At 67.5% G+C, this 24218-nt stretch carries 27 protein-coding genes and 1 pseudogene; 24 read left to right on the forward strand and 4 right to left on the reverse strand.

Annotation, left to right across the window (positions count from 1 at the left end):
• Positions 1–4: 4 nt before the first annotated feature.
• From AB0O15_RS43015 to AB0O15_RS43075, 13 genes and pseudogenes are all read left to right on the forward strand, one after another.
• On the forward strand, positions 5–913 hold the full coding sequence (locus AB0O15_RS43015) for an alpha/beta hydrolase (protein WP_364332207.1): 909 nt from the start codon (positions 5–7) through the stop codon (positions 911–913).
• A gap of 234 nt (positions 914–1147) precedes the next feature.
• Positions 1148–1705, forward strand: coding sequence for a hypothetical protein (locus AB0O15_RS43020; protein WP_364332210.1), 558 nt, complete (start codon positions 1148–1150; stop codon positions 1703–1705).
• A gap of 164 nt (positions 1706–1869) precedes the next feature.
• Positions 1870–2742: a hypothetical protein gene (locus AB0O15_RS43025; RefSeq protein WP_364332213.1), complete on the forward strand. Its 873-nt coding sequence runs from the start codon at positions 1870–1872 to the stop codon at positions 2740–2742.
• Between the two features lie 9 nt (positions 2743–2751).
• A pseudogene (locus tag AB0O15_RS43030) lies at positions 2752–3009 on the forward strand (ATP-binding protein); the annotation flags it as partial.
• 40 nt (positions 3010–3049) lie between these two features.
• Positions 3050–3256, forward strand: coding sequence for a hypothetical protein (locus tag AB0O15_RS43035; RefSeq protein WP_364332286.1), 207 nt, complete (start codon positions 3050–3052; stop codon positions 3254–3256).
• A gap of 933 nt (positions 3257–4189) precedes the next feature.
• A complete protein-coding gene (locus AB0O15_RS43040; protein ID WP_364332215.1) occupies positions 4190–4348 on the forward strand; it encodes a hypothetical protein in 159 nt (52 codons plus the stop codon).
• Between the two features lie 43 nt (positions 4349–4391).
• A complete protein-coding gene (locus AB0O15_RS43045; protein ID WP_364332288.1) occupies positions 4392–4745 on the forward strand; it encodes a poly-gamma-glutamate hydrolase family protein in 354 nt (117 codons plus the stop codon).
• Positions 4673–4984: a poly-gamma-glutamate hydrolase family protein gene (locus AB0O15_RS43050; RefSeq protein WP_364332273.1), complete on the forward strand. Its 312-nt coding sequence runs from the start codon at positions 4673–4675 to the stop codon at positions 4982–4984. Before AB0O15_RS43045 ends, AB0O15_RS43050 begins: the two co-directional genes overlap by 73 nt.
• Positions 4923–5081 carry a poly-gamma-glutamate hydrolase family protein gene (locus tag AB0O15_RS43055; protein ID WP_364332276.1) on the forward strand — a complete coding sequence of 53 codons (159 nt, stop codon included), beginning with the start codon at positions 4923–4925 and terminating at the stop codon, positions 5079–5081. Before AB0O15_RS43050 ends, AB0O15_RS43055 begins: the two co-directional genes overlap by 62 nt.
• Before the next feature lie 14 nt (positions 5082–5095).
• Complete coding sequence (locus AB0O15_RS43060) at positions 5096–5917, forward strand: alpha/beta hydrolase (RefSeq protein ID WP_364332217.1); 822 nt, start codon at positions 5096–5098, stop codon at positions 5915–5917.
• Positions 5918–6245: 328 nt separating this feature from the next.
• On the forward strand, positions 6246–6608 hold the full coding sequence (locus tag AB0O15_RS43065) for a hypothetical protein (protein WP_364332220.1): 363 nt from the start codon (positions 6246–6248) through the stop codon (positions 6606–6608).
• 311 nt (positions 6609–6919) lie between these two features.
• Positions 6920–7531, forward strand: coding sequence for a hypothetical protein (locus tag AB0O15_RS43070; RefSeq protein WP_364332223.1), 612 nt, complete (start codon positions 6920–6922; stop codon positions 7529–7531).
• Between the two features lie 95 nt (positions 7532–7626).
• Positions 7627–8169: a tyrosine-type recombinase/integrase gene (locus tag AB0O15_RS43075; RefSeq protein WP_364332278.1), complete on the forward strand. Its 543-nt coding sequence runs from the start codon at positions 7627–7629 to the stop codon at positions 8167–8169.
• 519 nt (positions 8170–8688) lie between these two features.
• On the opposite strand, the gene AB0O15_RS43080 is transcribed toward AB0O15_RS43075, so the two are convergent.
• Both AB0O15_RS43080 and AB0O15_RS43085 read right to left on the reverse strand, forming a co-directional pair.
• Complete coding sequence (locus AB0O15_RS43080) at positions 8689–9480, reverse strand: ATP-binding protein (RefSeq protein ID WP_364332226.1); 792 nt, start codon at positions 9478–9480, stop codon at positions 8689–8691.
• Positions 9481–9979: 499 nt separating this feature from the next.
• Positions 9980–10921, reverse strand: coding sequence for an NADP-dependent oxidoreductase (locus AB0O15_RS43085; protein WP_364332228.1), 942 nt, complete (start codon positions 10919–10921; stop codon positions 9980–9982).
• A gap of 136 nt (positions 10922–11057) precedes the next feature.
• On the opposite strand from AB0O15_RS43085, the gene AB0O15_RS43090 reads away from it, so the two are divergent.
• Positions 11058–12113: a helix-turn-helix transcriptional regulator gene (locus AB0O15_RS43090; protein ID WP_364332231.1), complete on the forward strand. Its 1056-nt coding sequence runs from the start codon at positions 11058–11060 to the stop codon at positions 12111–12113.
• A 47-nt stretch (positions 12114–12160) separates the two neighbouring features.
• On the forward strand, positions 12161–12982 hold the full coding sequence (locus AB0O15_RS43095) for an FAD-dependent oxidoreductase (protein WP_364332281.1): 822 nt from the start codon (positions 12161–12163) through the stop codon (positions 12980–12982).
• Here AB0O15_RS43095 and AB0O15_RS43100 read toward each other — a convergent pair.
• Together AB0O15_RS43100 and AB0O15_RS43105 are read right to left on the reverse strand one after the other, a co-directional pair.
• The gene (locus tag AB0O15_RS43100; RefSeq protein WP_364332234.1) at positions 12883–13089 is read right to left on the reverse strand and encodes a hypothetical protein; all 207 of its coding nucleotides are present in this window, start codon (positions 13087–13089) and stop codon (positions 12883–12885) included. The genes AB0O15_RS43095 and AB0O15_RS43100 overlap by 100 nt on opposite strands.
• Positions 13090–13882: 793 nt before the next feature.
• A complete protein-coding gene (locus AB0O15_RS43105) occupies positions 13883–14731 on the reverse strand; it encodes a DeoR/GlpR family DNA-binding transcription regulator (protein WP_364332237.1) in 849 nt (282 codons plus the stop codon).
• A 273-nt stretch (positions 14732–15004) separates the two neighbouring features.
• Here AB0O15_RS43105 and AB0O15_RS43110 point away from each other — a divergent pair, with 273 nt between their 5' ends.
• From AB0O15_RS43110 to AB0O15_RS43150, 9 genes are all read left to right on the forward strand, one after another.
• Positions 15005–16294, forward strand: a complete 1290-nt coding sequence (locus tag AB0O15_RS43110; protein ID WP_364332240.1) for a sugar ABC transporter substrate-binding protein — start codon at positions 15005–15007, stop codon at positions 16292–16294.
• A 59-nt stretch (positions 16295–16353) separates the two neighbouring features.
• Positions 16354–17283 carry a sugar ABC transporter permease gene (locus AB0O15_RS43115; protein WP_364332242.1) on the forward strand — a complete coding sequence of 310 codons (930 nt, stop codon included), beginning with the start codon at positions 16354–16356 and terminating at the stop codon, positions 17281–17283.
• A 5-nt stretch (positions 17284–17288) separates the two neighbouring features.
• Entirely contained in the window at positions 17289–18134 is an 846-nt protein-coding gene (locus AB0O15_RS43120) for a carbohydrate ABC transporter permease (RefSeq protein ID WP_364332245.1), read from the forward strand.
• Between the two features lie 33 nt (positions 18135–18167).
• Positions 18168–19031: a ketose-bisphosphate aldolase gene (locus tag AB0O15_RS43125; RefSeq protein WP_364332247.1), complete on the forward strand. Its 864-nt coding sequence runs from the start codon at positions 18168–18170 to the stop codon at positions 19029–19031.
• Between the two features lie 16 nt (positions 19032–19047).
• The gene (locus tag AB0O15_RS43130; RefSeq protein ID WP_364332250.1) at positions 19048–20244 is read left to right on the forward strand and encodes an ADP-dependent glucokinase/phosphofructokinase; all 1197 of its coding nucleotides are present in this window, start codon (positions 19048–19050) and stop codon (positions 20242–20244) included.
• Between the two features lie 484 nt (positions 20245–20728).
• Positions 20729–21574: a hypothetical protein gene (locus AB0O15_RS43135; RefSeq protein WP_364332253.1), complete on the forward strand. Its 846-nt coding sequence runs from the start codon at positions 20729–20731 to the stop codon at positions 21572–21574.
• A 66-nt stretch (positions 21575–21640) separates the two neighbouring features.
• Positions 21641–22240, forward strand: a complete 600-nt coding sequence (locus tag AB0O15_RS43140) for a histidine kinase (protein WP_364332256.1) — start codon at positions 21641–21643, stop codon at positions 22238–22240.
• Positions 22241–22254: 14 nt separating this feature from the next.
• Positions 22255–22920 carry a response regulator transcription factor gene (locus tag AB0O15_RS43145; protein ID WP_364332259.1) on the forward strand — a complete coding sequence of 222 codons (666 nt, stop codon included), beginning with the start codon at positions 22255–22257 and terminating at the stop codon, positions 22918–22920.
• 344 nt (positions 22921–23264) lie between these two features.
• Positions 23265–24128: an SAM-dependent methyltransferase gene (locus AB0O15_RS43150; protein WP_364332261.1), complete on the forward strand. Its 864-nt coding sequence runs from the start codon at positions 23265–23267 to the stop codon at positions 24126–24128.
• The last annotated feature ends 90 nt before the right edge of the window (positions 24129–24218 follow it).

Below are 24218 nucleotides of genomic sequence, written 5' to 3' on the forward strand. Positions count from 1 at the left end.
GCCCATGAAGCAGCAGACCGAAACCGCACTCAACCACCTGTCGCAGGCCTTCATCAACCCACCGCGATCACCGATCCTTCACGCCCCCGACGTGCCTCACGAGGACGTCACGTTCCCCTCAGCCGACGGGGTGCCGCTGGAAGGCTGGTTCATCCCGGCCGACTCCGACCGACTGATCATCGCCAACCACCCGATGGGCTTCAACCGCGCCGGCCAGCCCACCCACCTCGAGCCGTGGGCATCGATCTGGGGCCCCAGCGGCAACGCTATCGAAGTCAATTTCGTCCCCGACTACCGCATCTTGCACGAGGCCGGCTACAACGTGCTGGCCTACGACCTGCGCAACATGGGTCTCAGCGGGGCCGCCAACGGCGGCGCGGTCACCAGCGGCCTGTTCGAGGCCCGTGACGTGCTCGGATCCCTGCGATATGTGGCACAGCGACGCGACACCGCCACTATGCGTGTCAGCCTGTTCAGCCGCTGCCTTGGCGCGAACTCTACCTTCGCGGCGATGCGACAGGACCCGGCAGCGTTCGAGCACGTCTACTCTCTGGTGGCGTGCCAGCCCGTCTCCGACCGCGTCATCATGGGCCGCATGCTTGACCTTCTCTGCGTCGGCGCACACCATCTTGACGACCTGGACAGGCGAGTCAAGATCGGCACCTCCATCGGTTTCGGCGAGCGCCCGGACGCTGCCTGGGCACGCCACGTGCGAATCCCCACGTACCTGTACGGCGTCCACGACGACGCCCTGACCACGCCCGAAGACCTCAAGCAGATGCACCACGTCATGGACGTCAACGACAAACATCTGGCCTGGGTACGCGACACCACCGCTCGCTGGGACGGCTACCTGGAGTTCCAGCGCCGCCCGGAGCCGATGCTCGACTGGTGGCGGCGCCACCTGAGCTGATCCGGCACCACGGGTTTTGCCGGCCCGGACACGGTCTGTCTCAGCGCGTGTCCGGGCCGCAGCGAGCTCGTTCCGCTCAGCGACGGTGCCTGCGTCATCGACGCGGTCGGCGGGCGTCGAGTCCTGGAAGACGGGGGACCGGGTCATCAGCGTCTGCTCGGGGATGGACGGACGGCGCGCCCGGCCCCGACAGGGGGCTCGGCCTGGGGTCTGGGGTCGGGCACCGAGAACGGCATGCTCGCGGAGTACGCGATCCTGCAGGGCCGATCGCGTCACCGCCGCTCCCAGAGTCTGACGGAGGCGGCAACCTTGCCGTGCGCGGGTCTGACGACGTGGACAGCGCTGAGCGAACCGGCCCTACAGCGTTCGACCGCTCAAGCCGACGACACCGTGCTGGTTCTTGGCACCGGCGGCGTGTCCCTCTACGCCGCTCAGCTCGCCCACGCCGTCAGCGCTCAGGTTTGGGCGACGACCAGCGACCGGAGCAAGCACAACCGGCTGGCTGCGCTGGAGATCGCCGGCGTTGTCGACTACACCGAGGTGGAGTCCTGGGGGTGCCTATCTCCGCGGTTTTCGGCACCGTTTCAACGCCATTTTCCGCATCGCATGATCGTCCGAGGATTTCGTGTCCACGACTCTCGACACCACCGGACGACCAACCCGGCAGGGTCCCCGCGATCGTCAACCGGCAGCTGCTCTGGCTTCCCGGCGCGGGCCGAACGCGGCCAACCCGGCACACCGGCGCCGCGTTCGAAGGTGAAACAAACGGCCTGGACCTTTCGGACTGCCTAGACATGGCGAAGAACGAGGTTCTCGCGGCCGCCATCAGAATCCGCTCCAGATCGGCGAACGCGCTCCCGGCCATGAACCGAGCGCCCGCAAATTCGTCGGGATCGGGGGATCCACCGGCCGCACCTCCTCCGTGTGCGGTTCAACGAAGACGAAGGAGTGCACACATGAACGACCTTGACGCAGTCAAGCGGGTGGCACCGCATGTGTACACCGCGTGGCAGCAGAGCTGGGAGACGACCGCTTCCGCGATCGACGCCAACCTGCTGGATACTCTGCGCGAACGTGTCAACGATCGGCTGGAGGGCCGTCGTGGCAGCGAATCCGGCGACGCCGAACGCACGCTCGCCGACCTGTTCGTCGACCGCGTCGCGGACGTGGGCGAGGACCACCTCAATTCGGTACGCGCGAAGCACGGCGACCAAGGCCTGCGCAACTTCGTCGAAGCGCTGTACCTGATCGACCAGACCACACGTCTGCGCATAGCGCACCGAGCCCTCCTCAGCGGCGCGGCAACGCTTACCGGACCCGAGACGTCCGAGAGCACGGAGCCTCATATGGACCGTCCGATGACCCTGACGCACGCGAACGTGCAATGGCATGACCGCATCCTCGCGTCGAGCGGGATCCCCTCCGACACGCGTGAACTCCTTCGGCTGCGGGCCGCCCGATACCACCGGTGCGGGACCTGTTCCTCCGTACGCCTCGTCGAGAACGGCCGTCGAGTGGTCGGCCCCCAGCTCGAAGCCGCTCTCGACGATTACCCGGCCAGCGACCTGCCACCGGCGCAGAAGGCAGCGCTGTCACTCGCCGACGCATACATGGCCGATCCGCTGACAATTGACGCGGCCCTGGTCGCCGAACTCACCGAGCACTACAGCCCAGCCGACCAGGTTCGGCTGACCCTGGAGGTCAGCGCATGGAATTACCAGAAGGTGCTGGTCGCGCTGAAGATGGATCGACCGGTCAACGAAGGCGTTCTGAGCGCCCTGACCATCGGCGCCGCCGGCGAATGCAGATTCGGAGGCCCCCTGGCCTGAGCCGGAACCATGCGGCCGGAGGGAGAGCAGGCGCTCACCGCCAACCCCAACGTTGACCCCGCCGTCGTCCACACCCTCGCCCAATGCGACTGGATCAAGAAAGGGTTACCGCTCTGCCTGATCGGCGACTCCGGCACCGGGAAATCACACCTGCTCATAGCCCTGGGCGCCGAGGCAGCGATGGCCGGGCACCGCGTCCGCTACGTCCTGGTCACCAAACGCGTCAACGAACTCGTCGAGGCCGCCGACGAGAAGATGCTCGCCAAGACCATCGCTCGCTACGGCCGCGTCGACTTTCTCTGCATCGATGAACTCGGCTGTGCGCCACGAGGCGCTGAAGAACCGTGTCGAGCGCCAGCCGTGGGCACAGGCGGAACTGGCCAGAATCCTCGACAACCGCGCGCTGGCCGGGATACCGCCCGGCTTCGGCGACGTCGAGGACATCCCGGATGCTCACCGATTCGGCTACCCGCTGTACTCCCGCCTCGCCCTCGGCAACGGCAGCCGCAGGTAGCGAAGCCAGCTGAGCTACACGAGATCGTTGCGACCCGGTACTGCTCGGCCGAGTGACCAAGCAACGCGATCGTGCGCGCCGAGGCCGAGGACCGACGTACGAGTCGTGCGTCGACCCCCTTCGCGAAACCGGGAACGACGAATAGGGCTGCGGGCGAGCAGCGAGAGCGCCAGCGGCGACAAGGCTGGCGGCGGACCTGGATTTGACGGGCCGCCCGTGCGAGTAGATGCATCGGGTGAACTATCCCGGCGTAGTTCACGAGACAACTAAACGGCCAGTGACCTTCGACGTAGCCTCACGGCGTGGCAACTGATCAAGGCCTGCGCGCAGTCGACAGCGCCGAACCCGGCGGCCGGGCCGGCGAGTTCTCAGAAGCTGCAGTTGCTGTCCGCTGTTGGCGCTTAACGGGCTGGTCGCCTCCGGCCAGCTGCGGTCCTGGCGGGCAGACCTGTCCCGTTGTGAGACAGCGAGGGCTCGACGAAACGGGCATTTCAACCTAGTCACATTGCATCAAATGATGATCCATTCGGCTAAACCCTTCCTCTATCGTGGAATTGCCGATCGGTCAGTCCTCGGCTTTCGCAAGATCGACAGGTGGGGTCTCCGTTGATGGATGGTGGGACGTCTCCCCGGCGGGGGGATCGCCGTTCGCGGCCTGTTCATCCGTGCCTGCGCTACCACCGCGCCTTGCTCGGCCTGTCGGCAGAGGAGGATTGACGTGGATCGGGCGCTGCTGTCGGACTTTCAGCGGGCACGCCGCGAGGCGCTGCCGCTCGAGAATGTCGGGCTTCCCCGCGGTCCGCACCGGCGCACGGGCGGGTTACGGAGTGAGGAGCTGGCGGCATTGGCTGGCATGTCGGCCGACTACTACGGCCGCATCGAGCAGCAACGCGGCCCTATGCCCTCCATACCCATACTCACTACGCCAACGATGTGTGGAGCGACGTCGGTCGCCGGTTCGGTGGACAGGCCATCTGCGGCGTCCTGGCCTCGGCCGGGCTGGTCGCCTCCAATATCGACCTCATCGTCACGACTTCGGTCAGCGGGCTCGCAGTGCCCAGCCAGGACGTCCGAATCGGCAATGTGCTGTGACTGCGAGCCGATATCAAGCGGATGTCCGTGTTCATTCTGGGCTGTGGCCGATGTCGCGGGCGTTGCCCGGATCACGATCATCGTCGAGGGCTTGGACTACGGGCGGCGGTACCGGCGGCACGCGGCCTTCGACGACCGGGCGGGCGAGGTGGGCGGCGCGTTCCCGCAGACCGCGGTCCTGGCGCTGCACGGCGGCGGGATCGAGCCGGGCTGTTCCGAGCTGGCCCTCGCCGTGGCCGGCTACCACCCGGCGACGATGGCGGCCACGGCGCCGGTTCACGACTACTCGATGTACGAGGCCTGCGGTCCCGGGACAACGGCGAACTGCACGTCACCGCGACGCACTGCGACGACCCGGTGGCCGTGCTCGTGGCCGCCCGTGCCACCCGGCTGGTGAGCCTGCACGGCTGCTCGCCGGCGCAGGCCGGGCTGCCCTCGGGCAGACAGGCCATGCTGTTCGGCGGGCGGGACGCGGCGCTCAAGAGCCGCCTGATGGCCGCGTTCGACCAGCACTCGATCGAGGCGATCGACGCGGCCGACACCCCCGACCTGGGCGGGGACCGACCCGCGCAACATCTGCAACCGCACGTTCACCGGGGCCGGGGCACAGCTGGAGCTGACCACGCCGCTGCGTGACGCCATGTTCCTGCTCAACACGGCCGCCGATCGCAAGAGCACCATCACCGACGTGTTCCGGGAGTTCGTCACCGCCACCCGGACCGCACTCGCCTGAGGAGGCGCAACGACATGCAGGTCAAGGCACGTGAATTCAGTTTCGACGTGGTGATCGACGGGCCGGCGGACGGTGTACCTGTCCTCCTGCTCCACGGTTTCCCGCAGGATCACCGCGAGTTCGACCTGATCCGGCCCAAGCTGCACGCCGCCGGGCTGCGGACCATCGCATACGACCAGCGTGGCTACGCGCCCGGCGCCCGGCCGGCCGACCCGGCCGCGTACACCCCGCTCGAGGCGGCCACCGACGCCGTCGCGATCATGGACACGCTCGGGGTGCCCGCGTTCCACCTGATCGGCCACGACTGGGGCGCGGTGGTGTCCTGGCTGGTGACCGCGCTGCACCCGGAGCGGGTCCGGACGCTGACCGCGGTGTCGGTGCCGCACCCGGCGGCGATGGCCAAGGCGCTGGCCGACGACGAGAGCCAGCGGGAACAGTTCGGTTATCAGGCGATGCTGGCCGCGCCGGACGGCGAGGACTCCGTGCGAGCCGACGACTTCGCCTGGTTCCGCCGCGCCCTCGCCCCGATCGGTGACCGGGCCGAGCAGTACATCGACGCGATGCGGGACCCGGGCCGGCTGACCGGCGCGGTCAACTGGTATCGCGCGCTGCGGGTCGGCGACTGGGCCGAGCTGCCCGCGGTCACCGTGCCGACCACGTTCGTGTGGAGCGACAGCGACCTGGCCATCGGCGCCACCGCGGCCCACCTGTGCGCCGACTGGGTGAGCGGCGACTACCGCTTCGTGGCCCTGTCCGGGGTCAGCCACTGGATCCCGGAGGAGGCACCCGGCGCGCTCCTCGACGCCGCCCTGGCCCGGATCACGCCCGAGGGCTGACCCGCCCCGACCCGGGTGACCGGTGCCGCGGTACTGGCCACCCGGTTCGGTCATCTCGGCCATCAGCACGGGAAGGCGTTCCAGCGCGGCCGGTCCTGTCGGCGCTGGAAATCATGGCCCGGCGGCACGGCGGCGAACCAGCCCGGAACCGCCGGGCGGGGTACCGACGGGCACGACGAAGGGTGCGCGGCGGCAGGGCTCAGATCGGGTCGCGGGCGTGAGTGGGGTCGAGGCCGGCGCCCAGCGGGACACGGGAGATCAATCCGGCCGGCAGGCGGACAGGACGGGCCGCCAACTAGCCGAGGATCCCGAGCACGTGCGGTCACCCGTGACCGGCGACGACCTGGCCGCCGTCGGCGGCAGGCCGCCGTGGGAACTGATCACGGCCCTGGAGGAGGCGCTGGCCGCGAAGGTGCTGGTCGACGAGGGCGGGGTCCTGGCGTTCCGGCATCCCGGCCTGCGGTCGGCGCTGACCACGGACCTCCCAGCGCCGCGCCGCAGCAACCTTTGCATACCGTCTGGGCAAATGGATTCGGGCCGACGTCTTCGAGCAGGCAGGGCATGCCCCCGCGTTACCACGCACGGCGGCCATGAAGAGCAGAGCGGCGTCCGAGTGCACCTCTTCGATCTTGATGTCGGCCAGATGAGGGAGCAGTTGCTCGACGGCGTCACACGGCCGGACAACGACTGATCGTCAGGCGTCCATCACACAGTTCGCGCCAGAGCCGAGTTTCGACACCACTGCTCCTCAGGGCGCTGACCACTATTATCGGGGTCCTGGGTGCGCGGTCTGGAGTCTGCAAGGGGCGGCTGCCTCGATGCCTACCGTGGTTGGCGAATGTCGTTGCGTGGCTTCTGACGCAGATAGATGATCATCTGGTGATCGACGCCACGGCCGCGTCGGCCTGCTCTGCATTGACCTATGCCGAGACCGAAACTATGCCGAACCACTGTCCTCGATCGAGTGAAAGACGCGGTGATGGCATCGACATAGTTCCATGAATGGGCACAGCCCTGATCGGAGGGGAGCGCGCGCTCCCTGCAAGAGGGGTGATGGTGATGGGGACTCCCCGCAGGAAGGCCGGTGCTCTGGCCGGGCAGGTCGAGGGTTATCGGGAGTGGCTGTCGCAGCGCGGCTACACGCGGTCGACGGTCCGGAACATGCTCAAGGACCTCGGCTTGGTGGGGCGGTGGCTGCGCCAGGAGGAGCTCGAGGTCGCCGATCTATCCGAGGATCGGCTCGCTGCATTCCTGGCGGACCAGCGACGAGCCGGTCGTCAACGGCTGGCTGGTGCCCGGGGCTGGTTGCCGTTGTTGACGTTCCTGCGTGAGGTGGGCGTGGTCCCCGAGGCGGCGCCGGTCGCGGCGACGCCGCTGGCTGCTTTGTTAGGCCGGTATCGCCGCTGGATGCAGCAAGAGCGTGGCCTTTCGCCGTCCACGATGCTGCGTTACGAGAACACCGCCCGCCGGTTCCTGACCAAGTACGCGACGACCGGCGGCTGGTTCGCGCCGCAGCAGTTGACCGGTGCGCAGCTGAACGCGTTTCTGCTGACGAGTGCGGGCGGATCTCGTCGGGCTCGGCGAAAGGCCGGGTGGCTGAGCTTCGCTCCTTGATGCGGTTCCTTCACCTGAGCGGTATCACACCGACGAAACTGGGGGCGGCAGTGCCTCCGGTCGGCGGCTGGCGCCTGGCCTCGCTGCCGCCGATGATGCCGGCGAGCGATGTTCAATTGCTGCTGGATCGCTGCCCACGCGACAACGCGGTCGAGGTACGCGACTACGCGATCCTGATGCTCGTCGCGCGGCTGGGACTGCGGTCGATCGAGGTGGCCCGGCTCCGGCTCGACGATGTCGACTGGCGCGGTGGTGAGATCGCCGTCCGGAGCAAGGGCCGGCGCGAGGACCGGCTTCCGCCTCGGCGGCTTGCCGGGCTGTGTCGACCTCTTCTGTCTCGACGAGCACCTCGATCGCTCGCAGGCGTGCCACCGTGTCCTCGAGTCCGGTTCCAGCACTGGCGAGTGCCCGCTCGCCCCACGTCTTGGCTCGCTCGGGACCTTGACCAGATTGGGCTGCACACTGGGCTAACGAGGAGAGCTGCCGGGCGGCCTGCCCAGATATGGTCCCGACGTGTTCACCGGCCCGCTCCAGCAGCCGAACGCCCTCGCCTGCAGTCACCGCGTGCTGTAGATAGAGCTCCGCGACGAGTGCGTCAGGGCCGTCGACGGACGGCGCCTGGTCGTCCGCACCCGTGAGGTAGCGCACGTCGGCGAGGGCGGCCAACGCGCGGCGGCGGTTGGCGTCGTCGAGCGGCATTGCGAGGGCAGCGGCGATGTGGTCGTTCGCAGGCTGACCCGAGGTACGGGCTTCGATCTCGGCCAAGCTCAGCAGCGCGTCCGCCCGCAAGGCGGCAGGCAGCGGCTCGGCGTTGAGGCGGGTCAGATAATTGGCTGCGGCGGTGAGGTTTCCGTCGCGGACGGCGTCGTCGGCGGCCTGCTTCAGGGATACCGCCGCCCAGTCCTCTGCGACAACGGGCGACGCGAGCAGGTATCGCGCCACTTGTGCGGCCGGAGCATCGTCGCGGGCCATTGCCTGCGCCGCTTGCGCGTTGGTCGCCAGCAGTGCGGTGTGCGTAATCCCGCGGCTGAGCTGGAGCCGGCAGAGTTCGTGGGCCAGCCGAACGGTGCTGCCTTCCACGGCGACCAACCCGGTCTCGGTAAGCGCACGGACGGTGTCGGCCACGACCACCGGGGTGAGGCCGGTGAGTTGATTGATCAGGTGGAGATCGCCGGTCCCGCCCAGAACAGCGAGTATCTCGGCGACGGTCTGCCCGTGCGCGGATATGCGCTGCAGGCGGGAGAGCAAGATCCGTGTGAGGGTGCCCACGTCGATCGTGTACAGGATCCGAGGTGTTCAGCAGTCGGCTCGACGCCGTGGTCGAGCATCGCGTCCGCCAACAGCGTCAGGAGCAGGGGGTTTCCCAGCGTAAGCTGTCCGCATTTCGCCGCGAACGAGGCGTCCGGCACAGTGCCGAGTCGGTGACTGAGCAGCTTTTCGGTGGCTTCGACATCAAGCCCCGGCAAGCGCAGCGGTCGCGCTGAGAGCGTACGCAATTCCTCGATCAGCTCGGGGTCACGGCTCGGCTCGCCGACGCTGACGGTGAGCATCACAGCAAGGGGCCGGTGTAGTCCGCCACGAGTCGACAGCGCGCACAGCCATTCGAGGGACTCGCGCTCCAGCCATTGGCAGTCATCGACGGCCACGAGGACCGGTCCGTTGGCGACGAGCTTATCGAGTCGCTGATGCAAATCGTCCATGCTGGCTGGGACGTTGCCGCAGTCATTCATGCCCAGAAGTCGTGCAGCGACGCCGAATGGTGGAGTCATGTCCCGATGAGACGCGGCGTCGGCCAGAACCGTGAATCCGAGGCGATGAGCTTGCCGTACCCCAGCCGTCAACAGCGCCGTCTTGCCGGTACCTGCACCGGCCGCGATCACATAAAAGCCGCCGAAACCCTCTGCCGCGGCATCGTGACTGCACCTCCAGGCGATGGTGGATATCAACACTTTGTCCGGTTACTGTGCGTTGTCAAATGTCTCCGCCGACATCCGCATCAACGCAACTACGTTGGATGCCTCAACAGATACTTTCCGTCACGGCCATCAAGTCGGGGCCACGCCGCCGACCGCTCGCGTGGCAGAAAGCGCCTTCACGGGCGACGACCTCCGGTGAACGATGTCAAAGAACCTTCGCCATCGAAGGAGAGCCGTCGCCATAGAAACGCATCGTTTCCGTGGCGGTTCCTGAAGGCGTCTTCCGGTCGACGCCGCGGTGAACGGCAGCGCCCCGCAGGCTTCCTTGGCCAAGCCCGGCCGACTTCGGCCGTCCACTTCGGCACGCCGCCGGTCGCGCGACATAGCAGGGCGCACTCGGATTGCCGGCTTGAATAGTGACGACTCCTTGCCTACGTACCACCCGCAATCGAGCAGGCCGACCCGCGCCGCCGCCGTACCGGCGACCGCGCCGCCGCCTGACTCGCCCACCCCGTCGACCGATCGGGCAGGCTCAGGGAACGAGTGCGTGCTTTCCGCCGCCCGGGTGGCGCTGGCTGAGGAAGTTGAGCACGTCCGCGGCATCCGACAATGGATGCGTTGCGGCGACTGGCACAACGAGCTTGCCGGCGGCGGCCAGCTCGATGATGTCGGCGCGCGCCGCGCGCTCCGCCGCCCCGGGCCACGTGCCGATGGAGAACTCCATATCCTCGTCGAACGCCCGCGGATACGCGCAACATGTCATGATCCGCCGCCGATTTTGCACCAGGGCGAAGGAGACGTCCAAGGCCTCGTCTGTGCCGGCACAATCCAGGGCGACCTGTATACCGTCCGGGGCCAGGTCCCGTACGCGCTCTGCGAGGCCCTCCCCGTACTCCACCGGTTCTCCACCGAAACGCCGAACCACCTCGAAGTTGTCTTTCCCGCAGGTACCGATGACCCGCGCACCCACCATTCGGGCCTGCTGCAAAATGCTGACTCCGGTGCCACCCGAGGCGGCGTGCAGCAGGACCGTGTCGCCGGCCGTGACGCCGGTGACGCGGAGCATCTTCGATGCCGATGTCCCGCACAGCAGCAGGTTCGCCGCCTCCGGGAAAGTCAGCGTGTCCGGCTTCCGGTAGACATCGTCGGCCCGGGCGTTGAGCCGGTCGGTGTACCCACCTCTCACTCGAAACGCCAGCACCGGATCGCCCACCGCGCCCCCACCCGAGGCGATCGCGGTGTCCGGCCCGATTGCCGAGATCACCCCGGCGACCTCGTACCCGAGGGGATGAGCCGGAAAGCGCTTGGCGTTCGCGATCGCACCCAGGCAGACCATGAAATCGGCCAGGTTCACGCCCGCGGCGCGCACGTCGATGGTGACCTCGCCGGGCCCGGGGGCCGGCACGTCGACGTCGATCGCCGTCAGGGAGACCGGCGCACCGACCATCTCGGCGACCACTGCGACACTGGACATGCCTTGCTCCTGACTCCGGGTCTGTCGGTACGGCCATGCTGGTGCGGGCCGCGGGACCAGGCTAGGAGACGACGGTCCGGAGAGCCCTCCCACATTCCTGGGATATCGTCCACATTCCTGGGATATCGTCGGACCGGTGACAGCGTCGGACCCTAACCGCGAAACCGCGCACAGTATCGAGGCCCTGTGCCGTCTGGGCCTCGACTCCCGGGAGCTGGGCCGCCGGATCGGCTCTCACCTGTCGCGTCGTCTGACCGCTGACGCCTTCTGTTTCGGCCTGATCGACCCCTCGACCCTGCTCGTGACCGACCATGTGATCGAAGGCATTTCGTCGGACGCCGCCGCGGACGCCGCGTACAACGAGTATCTGGTCGATGACGTACTGAAGTTCGCCGAGCTCGCCCGGGCCAAGGACCGCGTTGGCATTCTCAGCGAAGCGACCGGCGGGGATCCGACGTTGAGTCACCGATACCGGGCATTGCTGCCGCTCATCGACGCCAGCCATGAACTTCGCGCAGCGTTTGTGATCGACGACCGATGCTGGGGTGGCATGTCGCTGTATCGCAGTGGGTCGCGACCCGACTTCAGCCCGGACGACGTCGACCTGTTCCGGCGGTTCTCCGTCACGGTTGCGGCGGCGCTGCGAAGGGCCGCTCATCGCCCGGCCAGCGTTGCTGTCGGCGGACCCGCCGAAGCGGGTGTGCTCATCCTCGACCACGACTTCCGGTTGCTCACCGCGAATCCGGCCGGGCAAGAGTGGCTCGAGGAACTCGCTACCGACATCACAGGGGCGCCGCCGATAGCCGTCCTCGATGTCGCGGCTCGGGGGAAGAACTCGCCGCTGGGAGCCTACGCCCGAATCCGAGGGACGTCGGGACGGTGGCTCTCGGTGCAGGCGTCCCCTCTGACGGGCGACCGGCACCCGGCGACCATCGCCGTGCTGATCCAGCCGGCGCCGGCATCCGAGGTGATTGAGGTCCTGCAACTCGCGTACGGGCTGACGCCCCGAGAACGGGACATCCTCGAACAGGTCATCAGCGGCAGGCCATCGCGGGCGATTGCCGGCCTCCTGCACATCACCACCGCAACCGTGCAGGACCACTTGAAGTCGATCTTCGCGAAGGTCGGCGTGCGTAGCCGCGGCGAGCTGGTGGCGCGCATGCTGGACGGCGTATTCAACCGGCCTTCGTAACAACGGCGGGCCCGTCTGCTGGGCGCACCGGCTACCGCGCCACCACCATCGACCCCGGCGCCCACACCGTCACCGCCACCACCCCCGGCGGCGGCACGATCACCCTCGGATACGACCGGCTGGTCATCGGCACCGACGCAGTCCCGGCCCGGCCACCGATCGCCGGCCTCGACGACGGCGTCCACGTCCTGCACACCATGGGCGACACCGTTGCCCTGCTCGACTCCCTGAACGCCCGCCAGGCCCGCACCGCGATCATCGTCGGCGCCGGATACATCGGACTCGAGGGCCCCGGTGCCGCCAGGCATCAGGTCAAGTTCGGGACGGTCGGGCCAGCTCACCGGAAGCAGGGTGGTGATCTCACCGAGTTCCGGGAACGTTCCCGACGGGCGTGTCCGCGCTTTCGCTTGGTCGTCACTGTCCGGGCGTTCGTCGGCCTGGATCGGCTGCCCGTCAGCGCCCGCCCGTGGTACCCATGCCGGGCGTCGTTCCTGCCGGCACCGGATCCGGTCGAGGTCGGCGATAAGTTCAGACTTCGACGGCTGCGAGCGCAGGAATCCGCCGGCGACCGGGCGCCAAGCCGAACCGCCAACCCTTACCACCAGGACCCCCGGGCCCGCCCATGGCACCATCCTGACAGAACCGGTGAGGCAAGCGGAACGATGCGCGTCGGCTGCATCGACCGGCTCCCTCGACAAATCACCGCGACCACGGCGAGCTGGCGGCTCAGCACGGAGTCACCTGCCCCTCCGACGGAACCTCGCGGCGCTCATCGCCCCGCGCATAGATGCAGGCCACGTTCGGGTGACTCGGTGGAGGTGGGCGAGGCGAGCACCGGGTCGACGCTGCGGTGGTGCGAGCGGACGTAGGTGCCGTCCGTACGGTGGTGGGCACTGACGCGGACGTGGCCGGTGCTCTGCACGGCGCGGGGGGTGTTGCGCCGGTAGTGCGGGCGGACGCCGGTCGTGACGAGCACGGGAACCCTTGGGCTTTCCCTGAGCTTCGCACCCGCAATTACTCACCACGCACGTCAGGGCGGGGACCGGTCTCGGACACTGACCGGGAGCTACGTACCGGGCATAAACCCCGGCCTCCAATCAACGCAGCTCACTCATCGCGAGCGACATCGTGTCGCGGTGGTCCGGGAGGCGACGATTACCTGCGTCAGGTGAAATTCGGCGAGGACAATGCCGAGCTGACCTCCAAGGCTTGTGCCGGAGCCATCGCCCTGTATCTGGCGTGGTGCCGACGCACTCGGCGAGACTGGAGGACCGCCTGGGCCTTCATGGGACTGTTCGTGACGTGGCTCAAGCACGTGCCGCGGGAACTCGGAAACCTCAGGCGGTGCGGAGGTGCTGGTCGGCCCCGGTGAGAAGCCGGTCCGTGGAGCGAGGCGTATCAACGTTGTGCTGGCCGATCGTGTTGCTGATGGCGCGGGCCTGCCTTCGACGCAGTGAGTTGTGGGTCAGCGTCGCGAGGACATCCACTTCCTGGTCGACTCATCGTCGCTGGGTTGTCTGATTGGCCGCTCGCATCTGCATGTGGTGCCTCGGCAGAACGTCGACGGGGCCTGGGCCAAGTCGATCCACAGCAGGCCGGTGCCGGTCGACTCGCTGGTGGTGCGGGCTTACGTCTTCGAGCGGCCACGGTCGAACGGGCTTCGGACAGCGACTTCGTCATCGCCAATCTGTTCCGCGAGCCGATCGGTGTCCCGATGCCGCAGGGAGCGGTCAACGATCTTCTCGCCAGGCTGGAGAAGCGGGCTGGGCCTATGCCGGCTGCCGCCTACTGGCAGGAGCGGTCCCGCCTGCCGTGGGGGTGAGCAGCTCCACGCCGTTTGCGTCGAGGGCCTCGCGCAGGTCGGGCGGCGGCGCGCTGTCGGTGATCAGGTAATCGGCGGCAGCCAGTTCGGAGACCTGGGCGAACAGGCGCCGGCCGAACTTGGAGGTGTCGGCGAGGATCGCCACCCGGGCGGCCCGCGAGATCATTTCCTGCATCATCGCGGCCTCGGCCAGGTTGCTCGTCGTGTAGCCGGCGTCGGCCGAGACCGCGCCGACGCCGATCAGGGCCAGATCGCAGCTGATGTCGAGGTCGGCGCCGGTGTTGGCGCGGAAGCTGACCGGGCCGATGGTGGCCAGGGTGAGGGCGCGGACCGCGCCGCCGAAGACGTAGATGTCGCGGACCGCGGTGGGCGGCAGCGCGCCTGGCACCAGCAGGTTGTTGGTGGCCACCGTCAGGTCGCGGTGCTGGCCCAGGTTGCGGGCCAGGGCGAGGGTGGTCGTGCCGCCGTTGATCATGATGGTGGAGCCGTCCTGGACCAGGGCCGCGGCCAGCGCCGCGATCTTCTCCTTCTCCTGCTCCTGGACGCTGAGCCGCTGGTCGACGGCGCGGTCGGTGCGGGAGACGGTGGAGAGGCTGACGGCGCCGCCGTAGGTGCGCACGAGGCTGCCCTCGGCGGCCAGCTGGTCCAGGTCTCGGCGGACGGTGTCGATCGAGACGCCGAAGCGTTCGGCCAGCTCACCGACGGTGACCTGGCCGGTTTCGGCAACGTAGGCGGCCAGCTGGGCCTTGCGCCCGGCTGGCAGGTGGCGCTGCCGTTCGTTGCTGTCCACGCTCACTGATTCCCCCTTGTCAGTGCGGCAGTATGCCACAAATGCGTTTCCACCCTGCGGGCCGCTGCTCAGAGCCGCGAAGACCTGCAAGATCGGGCATTCCTAGCTGAGCAGCAGTATCGACTGGGTGAAGACCGTGTATCGAGATATCCACGCGCAACCGTATGCAGTACTACGCAGCTCCTTGCTGTTCTTCTCTTGTCTTCATCTGTAACACGCTGCTAACGTGACGCCAACACGGCAGAGAACAGGAAGACTTCGATATAGAAGGAGCCCGCCATGGCGGTTCGTTCGACCCGGTTGAAGCGAGTGGTAGGGGCAGTGACGGCGGCCGCCATGGTCGCGTTCGTGGTGGCCTGCGGCGGGGGCGACTCCGATGACTCCGCCGCGGGCGGCGACGTAACGCTGGAGTTCGCCCAGTGGTGGGGGGCCGAGCTTCCGGCCGGGGAGTTGGACAAGATCGTCGCCGACTTCACCACGCAAAACCCGAACATCAAGATCAAACTGATCAGCGCGCCGTACGCTTCGACCAAGCAGCAGCTGATCACGGGGGCCGCCTCGAAGACCCTGCCCGACGTGGTGGGTCTCGACGGTGCCTGGGTCAACGACTTCGCCAAGCAGGGCGCGATCGCGGACATGTCCAAGCTGATGACCGACGCGAACTATGACTCCAGTCAGCTGGCCAGCCAGATTCAGCTCGAAAGCAAGACGTACATGATCCCGGTGGTCAACTTCGTCTATCCGCTGTTCGTCAACAAGGACCTGCTGACCAAGGCCGGCGTGGCCACGACGCCGAAGAACCGCACCGAGTTCCTCGACGCGGCCAAGAAGATCAGCGCGAGCGGCGGCAACGTGAAGGGCTGGGCGCTCCCGCTCGACACTGCCGTGCCCAACGGCATCCAGAACGACGTCATGTCCTGGCTGTGGGCTTCCGGCGGCAGCATGCTGGCCGACGGCAAGCCGGCCCTGCAGACCGCTGCGGTCAAGAGCACGGTCGAGTACGTGAAGAGCCTGAACGACGCGAACGTGATCGCCCCCGGCTCCCTCACCATGAAGGAGCAGGACAAGGTCGAGAAGTTCACGCAGGGCCAGGTCGGCATGATGATCGACTCGCTCGCCCACGTCACCCTGATCAAGAAGAACAAGCCGGACCTCAAGTTCGAGATCGCGGCCATCCCGGCCGAGGACAGCTACACCGGCAAGCGCGGCATCCCGTACGCGTCCTGGGGTGTCGGCATCTCCAACTCGACCAAGCACAAGGCCGAGGCGTGGAAGTTCGTCTCCTACCTGATGAGCCAGCACACCAACGCGAAGCTCGCCACCCTGGCCAACGGCTTCACCGGTAACAAGAACGCCGAGCCCGACTTCAGCAACAGCGACCCGCTGTTCAAGCAGGCCTTCGACATCTACAAGGAGAGCGTCCCGGCCAACGAGTTCGTCGGCCTGCCCAAGTCCGAGGACCTGATGCGCAGCTTCGACGAGCAGCTGCAACTCGTGCTGACCGGCAAGACGAGCGTCGACGAGGCCCTCGCCAAGTCGCAGGAGTCCTGGTCGTCGGTGATCGGTTAGCCAGCCCAGGCGCCGCGCCGGTCCGCAGCCCGGTGCGGCGCCCGACCTAGGAGACAGTGATGACTTTGCTCGCCTCGAAGGCTGCCCCGCCGGCCGAGCAGGCGGCGCCGGCGCGGAAGACGCTGGCCCGGCGCCTGGTCCCGTACGGCTATCTGTCCCCGACGATCGTGCTGATCGTGGTCCTGATGGTGGTCCCCATCGTCATGGTGATCAGCTACTCGTTCCGGGACAACGTGATAGTCCAGGAGAACTCGGTGTTCGCCGGGTTCGCCAACTACACCAAGGTGCTCACCGACCCGGACTTCCTGGTCGCGATGAAGAACACCGCCGTCTTCATCACCGTCAGCATGGTCGCCCACCTGGTCCTCGGCCTGGCCTTCGCGATGATGCTGAACACCGAGCTGCTGGGCGGGGTCACCAAGGTCATCTTCCGGCTCGTCTACATCCTTCCTTGGCTGTTCACGATCGCGGTCATCGCGGTCATCTGGCGGCTGCTGCTCGACCCCTCCGGCGTCATCAACTACGTCATGCACTCGATCGGATTGATCAACGAGGGAGTGAACTGGCTCGGTGACCCGGGCAAGGCGCTCTGGGCGGTCACCTTCATCAACATCTGGTCGGGTTATCCGTTCTTTATGATCAGCCTGCTGGCCGGCCTTCAGGGCATTCCCAAAGACCTGTACGAGGCGGCCGCGGTGGACGGGACGAACTGGTTCCAGCGGTTCCGGCACGTGACGCTGCCCCAGCTACGGCCGGTGATCATCAGCATGGCGGTGCTCGACTTGATCTGGACGTCCCAGCAGTTCGCGCTGATCTGGATGACGACCGGCGGTGGCCCGCTGAACGCCACCGAAATGCTCAGCACCTACACCTACAAGCAGGCCTTCAGTGAGTACGAGTTCTCCACCGCGTCCGCCGCGGCCGTGATCGTCCTGCTGCTGACGATGGTGCTGGCCTTCTTCTACGTACGCCAGCAAAGGGTGAGGTGATCGCCATGGCCGTCGCCATCAAGACCAAGCGCACCTTCGCGAAGGCCGGGGTCATCACCGGGCTGATCGTCGGAGGCCTGTTCGCCGGCCTGCCGGTGCTGTGGATGCTGTCCACCTCGTTCAAGAGCAACGGGGAGGTTTTCCAGAACCCGCCGAAACTGATCACCTCGACGTTCTCGCTGGACGCCTACACCGCGATCCTCGGCAACGGCGCCCAGCTGCGGTATTTCCTGAACAGCTACATCGTCGCGATCGCGGTGACGCTCCTGACCCTGTTGGTGGCACTGGTGGCCGGGTACGCGTTCAGCCGCTTCACCTTCCCGTTCCAGAAGACCATCAACGCGGTGATCGTCAGTGTGCAGGCTGTGCCGCCGATCACCCTCGTCATTCCGTACTTCGGGCTCGTCGTTGCGCTCGGGCTGTACAACACCTATCCCGGCCTGATCCTCACGCACATGGTGTTCACGCTCCCGTACGCGATCATCATGATCACCGCGTATCTGAACACCCTGCCGCGCGAGCTGGACGAGTCCGTCAAGGTGGACGGCGGCACCGGCTGGACCGCACTATGGCGGATCCTCGTGCCGATCTCCGTACCAGGTCTGATCGCGGTCGGGGTCTATACGTTCATGATCTCGTGGAACGAATACCTCTTCGCTCTCACCCTCACTCGTACCGATGACATGCGCACGGTGCCGATCGGCATTCAGATGCTCATGGGCCAGCACTCGTACGAGTGGAACCAAATGATGGCGATGAGCATCCTCGGTTCCATTCCCGTCCTCGTCCTCTTCCTGCTGTTCCAGAAGCGGTTCATCGGCGGGCTCACTGCCGGCGCCGTGAAGGCCTGAACCACCGCCCCCTCGCTAAGGAGAAACACCGAAATGCTGACGACCGGCAAGGCGATCCTGGATGTCGCCAATGAGCACAGCTTCGCCGTGCCCGCTTTCAATATCAGCGACTGGGCGATGTTCAAGGGAATCGTGGAGATCAGCGAGGAGACGAACGCGCCGCTCATCGTTGCTATCCACCCGGACGAGGTCCGGCACATCGGACCCGAACTGATCAAGGCGATCGCCGAGCGGGCACACAACTCGAGCGTCCCGGTCGCGATCCACTGGGACCACGGCGCCGACTACGACCAGATGCTGCAGGCGTTCCAGTACGGCTTCACCTCCGTGATGATCGACGGCTCGCTGAAGCCGTTCCAGGAAAACCTCGCGCTCACCAAGAAGGTCACCGACTCCGCACACGTGCTCGGCGTGTCGGTCGAGGGTGAGCTCGGCACGATCGGCGGCAACGACAGCTACGCCGAGGCCGGCGCCGCCGAGATCATTTACACCGACCCGGACGACGCGGTCACGTTCGTCGAGCGGACCGGCGTGGACTCCCTCGCGATCGCGATCGGCACGTTCCACGGCTTCTACCCGGCGCACCTCAAGCCGGAGCTGAAGCTCGACCTGCTCAAGGAGATCAAGAGCCGGGTGGGCATCCCGCTGGTCCTGCACGGCGGCTCTGGCAATCCGGACGACGAGATCCGCGAGGCCGCCCGCACCGGCATCAACAAGATCAACATCTCCACCGACATCAAGGTCGCCTACCACGACAAGATGCGCGAGGTTCTGGGCAGCGACTCGAAGGTGCGCGAGCCCAACGCCATCCAGCCCGCCTGCCTCGACGCCATGAAGGTCGTGGCGGCGCAGAAGATCGAGCTGTTCGGCGCCGAGGGCAAGGGTTCTCTGTTCTGACATGCCTCGTTCCGACATGACAGGCGCGTCTCGAGTCGTTTTGGGCCTGGGCGGCTGTGTCGACTACGAGCTGAAGCTGACCGCTCCCGTTCTGCAGCAGCTGATCATCGAGTACGGCATCGTCGCCGCGGACCTGACGTCGCCGGTTGAGGTGGCCGGCGAGCGGGACCTGGTCGTGTCGATCCTGGGATCCGTCGCCCGGGACCGGGGCGGCGAGCACTTCGTCGCCTCCGCCCCGGCGCTGCAGACCTTCGCCAATCGGTTCCCGCATCGGCAGACGCTGGGCGGGACGTCGGTGCGGGCCGGGATCCTGATGAGTCGGCTGGGCGTGCCGTCGACCCTGCACCTGGTCAGCGTCAACGACACGTTCCGCAGGCTGCTGCCGGACGACAGCGAATACATCAACAGCGGCGTCGAGGACACCTACTATCCGCACCTGATCGTCCAGTACGACCAGGGCCTGCGGATCCGGGCGAACGACATCGACATCAACCCACCGTTCCCCAACCGCCTGATCTACGTGAACGACCCGGCGAACAGTGACATGGTGCTCACCGCTGATCTCGGAGAGCGGCTGAGCGCGGCCGACCTATTCCTCATCTCCGGATTCAACGCCATGCGTGACGCCGCCGAGCTCGATGATCGGCTCGCGTCCCTCACCGCGCACATGCGGCAGCTACCGCCGTCCGCGGTGACCTACTTCGAGGACGCGGCCTACCACGAGCCCGCCTTCAGCCGCCGGGTCCGGGAGGCGTTGCTCGACCACATCGACGTGTACGGGCTGAACGAGGACGAGTTGCAGTCCTACCTGAACCGGACGGTCGACCTGTTGGACGCCGAGGACGTGGCGTCGGCACTCGCTGAGGTGCGCGAACTGATCCCGGTGCCCACCTTGGTGCTGCACACCAAGTACTGGGCCCTGGCGACCGGCGCGGGCGATTACGCCGCCGCCCTCGACACCGGCACGGTCATGGCCGCCACCCGCTACTGCCACGGCGACGACTTCACCGACAAGGACGTCGAGCGGCTGCGTCGGCGGCCGCGGCGGCCCGAGTCCGTCGCGTTCGCGTCTCGGATGAAGGGCACTGTCATTCCCGGCTTCGTGCTCGACGTCGAGAACCCCACCACCGTTGGTCTCGGCGACACGTTCGTCGGCGGTTTTCTCGCCGAGCTGGCAAGGAAACCCGTCCAACCGTCCCACCCCCACTCTTAACGTGCGCCCCGGCGCGTGCGTCCATCTAGGTTTTGCTCGTGATGTCGATCTTGATGAGCTGGCCGGGTGGGTTGATGGGCAGAAGAACGACGAGATGCTCGCCGCGACCAGCCGGATCCCGGTCGCGCCGGCGACGCGATCCTCTGCCCGGCCGGCCTGCCGCACGCGATCGGCGATGGGATTCTGTTGGTCGAGATCCAGGAACCGACAGACGCGGCGCTGAGACGGCCGCATCGTCGAACGGCAGCCATGGCGACCAGTCTGCGAGGAGAGAACCGGTTCGGCCACCGATCGAGCTGCGAACGATCCCACCTGCGACAACGAGCCAGGCCTCTGGCTGGGTCAAGAACCGTCGGCCAGATCCTTGATCCATCGCACGCTCCCGCACTCGCATCAGCGTTCCACGACATTAATTCCCGGGAACTAGTGCTACTCGTTCCCGGGAACTACGCGCGCGAGCGTGTTTCCTTTTAGGTTTTCCGGCATGTCGATCAGAGTGCTGGTGACCTTGCTGATGGCGGTCGCGGCGGTGGCGGTGGGCGGGGCACCGGCCGCCGCGCACGGGCCGGTGCCGGGTGGGGACACCGTGCTGGCGCAGACGATCGCCGGGATGGAGGTGACCCTGGCGGTCCGGCGTGTCGGCGAGGTGCCCGGTCCGCTGCGAGTGGACCTCATCCCGCACACCCCGGTGCGAGCGCTGCCGATCGAGGTGACGGTGCGGTCAGGCACCTCCGCGGGGGCGACGGCCGGGAGTTTCCTATTCGAGCGGGACGTGGCACGGACGTACCCGCTGATGCTGGCGGTACGCGACCAGGGGCCGCACTGGCTGGAGCTACGTGCCGGAGGGGAGTTCTCCCAGCTGCCGTTCCGGGTGCAAGTGCCGCGGGCGGCGCCCTCGGACCTGTCCGGAGGGCACCTCGACCGGGGTCCTGGCGCTGCCGGTGGGTTCGCGTCCCGGACCGTCAGCGGCGCTGAGCTGGACGGTTGGCCTGCTGCCGTGGATCCTCGCGGTGCCCGTGGTGGCGTATCTCTGGACCAGGAGCAAGCCGAAGCGGCGGCGAATCGACTCCGACTGGAGTGGATGAGCAGTGTCCTTCTCGTCGGCCTGCCTCTGCTCGCCGCCCTGGTGACCGTGCTGGGGAGGCGGCCGGGCGGGCCGGCCGGGCTGCTGCTTGGTGTGGTCCTCGGGCAGTCGCTGGCCCTGCTGTTGTGTCGCCGGTTCCCGTTGACCGTCCTGATCGTCGTCACCGTTCTGGAAGCGGTGCTGGTGGTCAAGGACATGGAGTTGCTGGTCGGCTTCCTCGCCGCCGCATGCGGGTTGGGCGCGTAGGCCGGTCGCCGGCAGCAGCAGGCCGGTCTGGTCCTCACCTTCAGCCTGATCGCCGTTCTGGTCACGGTGTCCAGCGTCACGGGCGACGATCCCGGGTACGCCGCGGCGGGGAGCATCGCGCTCACCGTCCTGTTCGGCGCATTCTGGGGAGTCGGCCGGCTCAGCGCCCACCAGATCCGATATTCCCGGCGACTGGAGGAGCAACGTGCCCGGGCTGAGCAGCGTGCGGCCGAACGGGAACGTGTCCTGCTGGCGAGGGAACTGCACGACATCCTCAACCACGCGGTCACCGCGATGGTGCTCGACGCCGACGCGACCTCGGAGACCGGCGACGACGCGGAGCTGCGCGAGGCACTGCGGCGGCTGGCGGCAACCGGCCGTCAGTCGCTGGCCGAGCTCCGCCGCCTGCTCGGGGTGCTGCGGATGGCCCCCGACTCGGTCCTTCATGATCCGCTCGTCGTGCTTCCCGGGCTGGACGACGTGGATACGTTACGGGTGAACAACGCACCTCCGGTCCGGTCGGGTAGGGCTCCCGGTGGCAGCGGACTGGGTTTGGTCGGCATGCGTGAACGTGTCGCACTGGTGGGCGGGACTCTGTCGACCGCGTCACGTGCTGACGGCAGCTTCGAGGTCATCGCTACGTTCCCGATGCGGGGCGAGACTTGACCGCCGACCGTCCCGTGCGCGTGTTGGTGGCCGACGACGAGCAGCTGCTGCGCGACGCGCTCACCCGGCTGGTCGGAGCAGCCCCGGACCTCGAGATCGCGGGTACGGCAGCCAACGGCGCCGACGCGGTGACGGCAGCCAGCCGCCTCACACCGGACGTAGTGCTGATGGACATCCGGATGCCGGTGATGGACGGCATCGAAGCGACCCGCCGCATCGTGGCCGGTCCCTCCACAGTCTCCGGCCACCCGCCCCGGGTACTGATCCTGACCACCTACGACCTGGACAGCTACGTCTATGCCGCGGTTTCGGCCGGAGCCAGCGGCTTCCTGCTCAAAGACGCACCCGGCGACCGGCTGCGCGACGGCATCCGGATCGTCGTCTCCGGCCACGCTGTCCTGGCACCCGAGGCCACCGCGCGCGTGTTCGAAACGTTCGGTCCGGCGATGCCGACCGCGGAGGGCCAGCGCCTGCGCGCGGCCCTGCGCCACCTGTCCCAGCGCGAGCGCGAAGTCTGTGACCTTGTGGGTCACGGGCTGTCCAACGACGACGTCGCCCACCGGCTCGGCATCAGCCGGTACACGGTCAAGGCACACGTCTCCAGCATCCTGGCGAAGCTCAACCTGCCGGACCGTGTCCACATTGTGCTCGCCTGGTCCCGGCGGCCTCCCACGTGGTGAAAGCGCGAGCGGCTCCAGCCTGAGTTGACCTGTGTCGGCGCTCGGCGAGGGCGCCCATGTCAAACCTTTCCGGGCCGCCGAGGCCGACGACGCCGAGCAGTCGCTTCGCCGCACGCCGACAGCTGGCGCCGCCACTACCGGGGCGCCTACGCCGGCTCTGGGTGCTGGAGCGGAGTCTCGCCGCCCAGCGGTTCTATCTGACCGCGCGGGAGCGGCCACTGTGGAGACCCGCGTCGTCTCGCCGCCCGGTGGGGATCCGGCCCGGCTGACCGGAAATCCGCGGAAACTGCGCATGGTGTGGGCGCGCTTTTGAACTGACCGCCCGCCGCCGCGTCGTCCCTGGTATGACTGACGCACCCACCCTGCCCGACGGCGTAGGCTGGACCGCCGTGCTGGTGGCCACCCACCGGGCCGCTGAGTCGCTGTCCCCGAATCCCGCCTTCCGCGACCCCTTGGCCGAGGCCCTGATGGTCCACCTGGGACTGTCCGAACCGGGCACACCGCCGGACTTCGAGAGAATGCCGGGCGACATGGCCGGGATGGCGCGGATGATAGGCGACGTCATCGTCCTGCGGACCCTGCACTACGACCAGATGATCATCGATTCCGGGGTCGAGCAGATCGTGCTGCTCGGTGCCGGACTGGACGGCCGCGCCTACCGCCAGACATGGCCCGGGCGCCGGATCTTCGAGCTGGACCGGCCGGCCGGGCTGGCGCTGAAGGAGCAGGCGGCGGCCAAGGCCGGCGTGCCGGTGCTGACCGAGCGTACGGCCATCCCGGTCGACCTGGCCGACGACTGGCCGTCCGCTCTGCTCGCGGCCGGCTTCGACCCGTCCCGCCCGACCGCCTGGATCGCCGAGGGCCTGGCCGTCTACCTCGACCGGCCCGAGCTGGAGGCGCTGCTGACCCGCGCCCGGGAGCTGTCCGCGCCGGGCAGCCGCCTCGGCATCGAGCTGGCCTCGGTCAGCCCGGACGCCCGGTCCGAACTCGCGGCGTCCGACGACGGCACCCGCCGCTTCGAAGGACTGATCCGCTCCGGCCACCCCGTTCCGCCGCACGACTGGCTGCTGGACCACGGCTGGACCCCCGACGAGCTCACCGCGGTCGAACTGGGCTGGCGGTACGACCGCCCGGTGACGTCCTGGCTGGACCCGGACCGCGGCGGCTCGGCCCTCTGGTACTTCAGCTGCGCGCCGGTGGACCTTTAGGGCCTGACGATGAATTAGCTGGTCGGTTCGAGGTTGATTGTCTGGTCTCGTAGGGTTTCTGGGATCGGTCCAGGATGGATGACGTAGTTC

The sequence above is a fragment of the Actinoplanes sp. NPDC089786 genome (assembly GCF_040684855.1).
GTDB lineage: Bacteria > Actinomycetota > Actinomycetes > Mycobacteriales > Micromonosporaceae > Actinoplanes.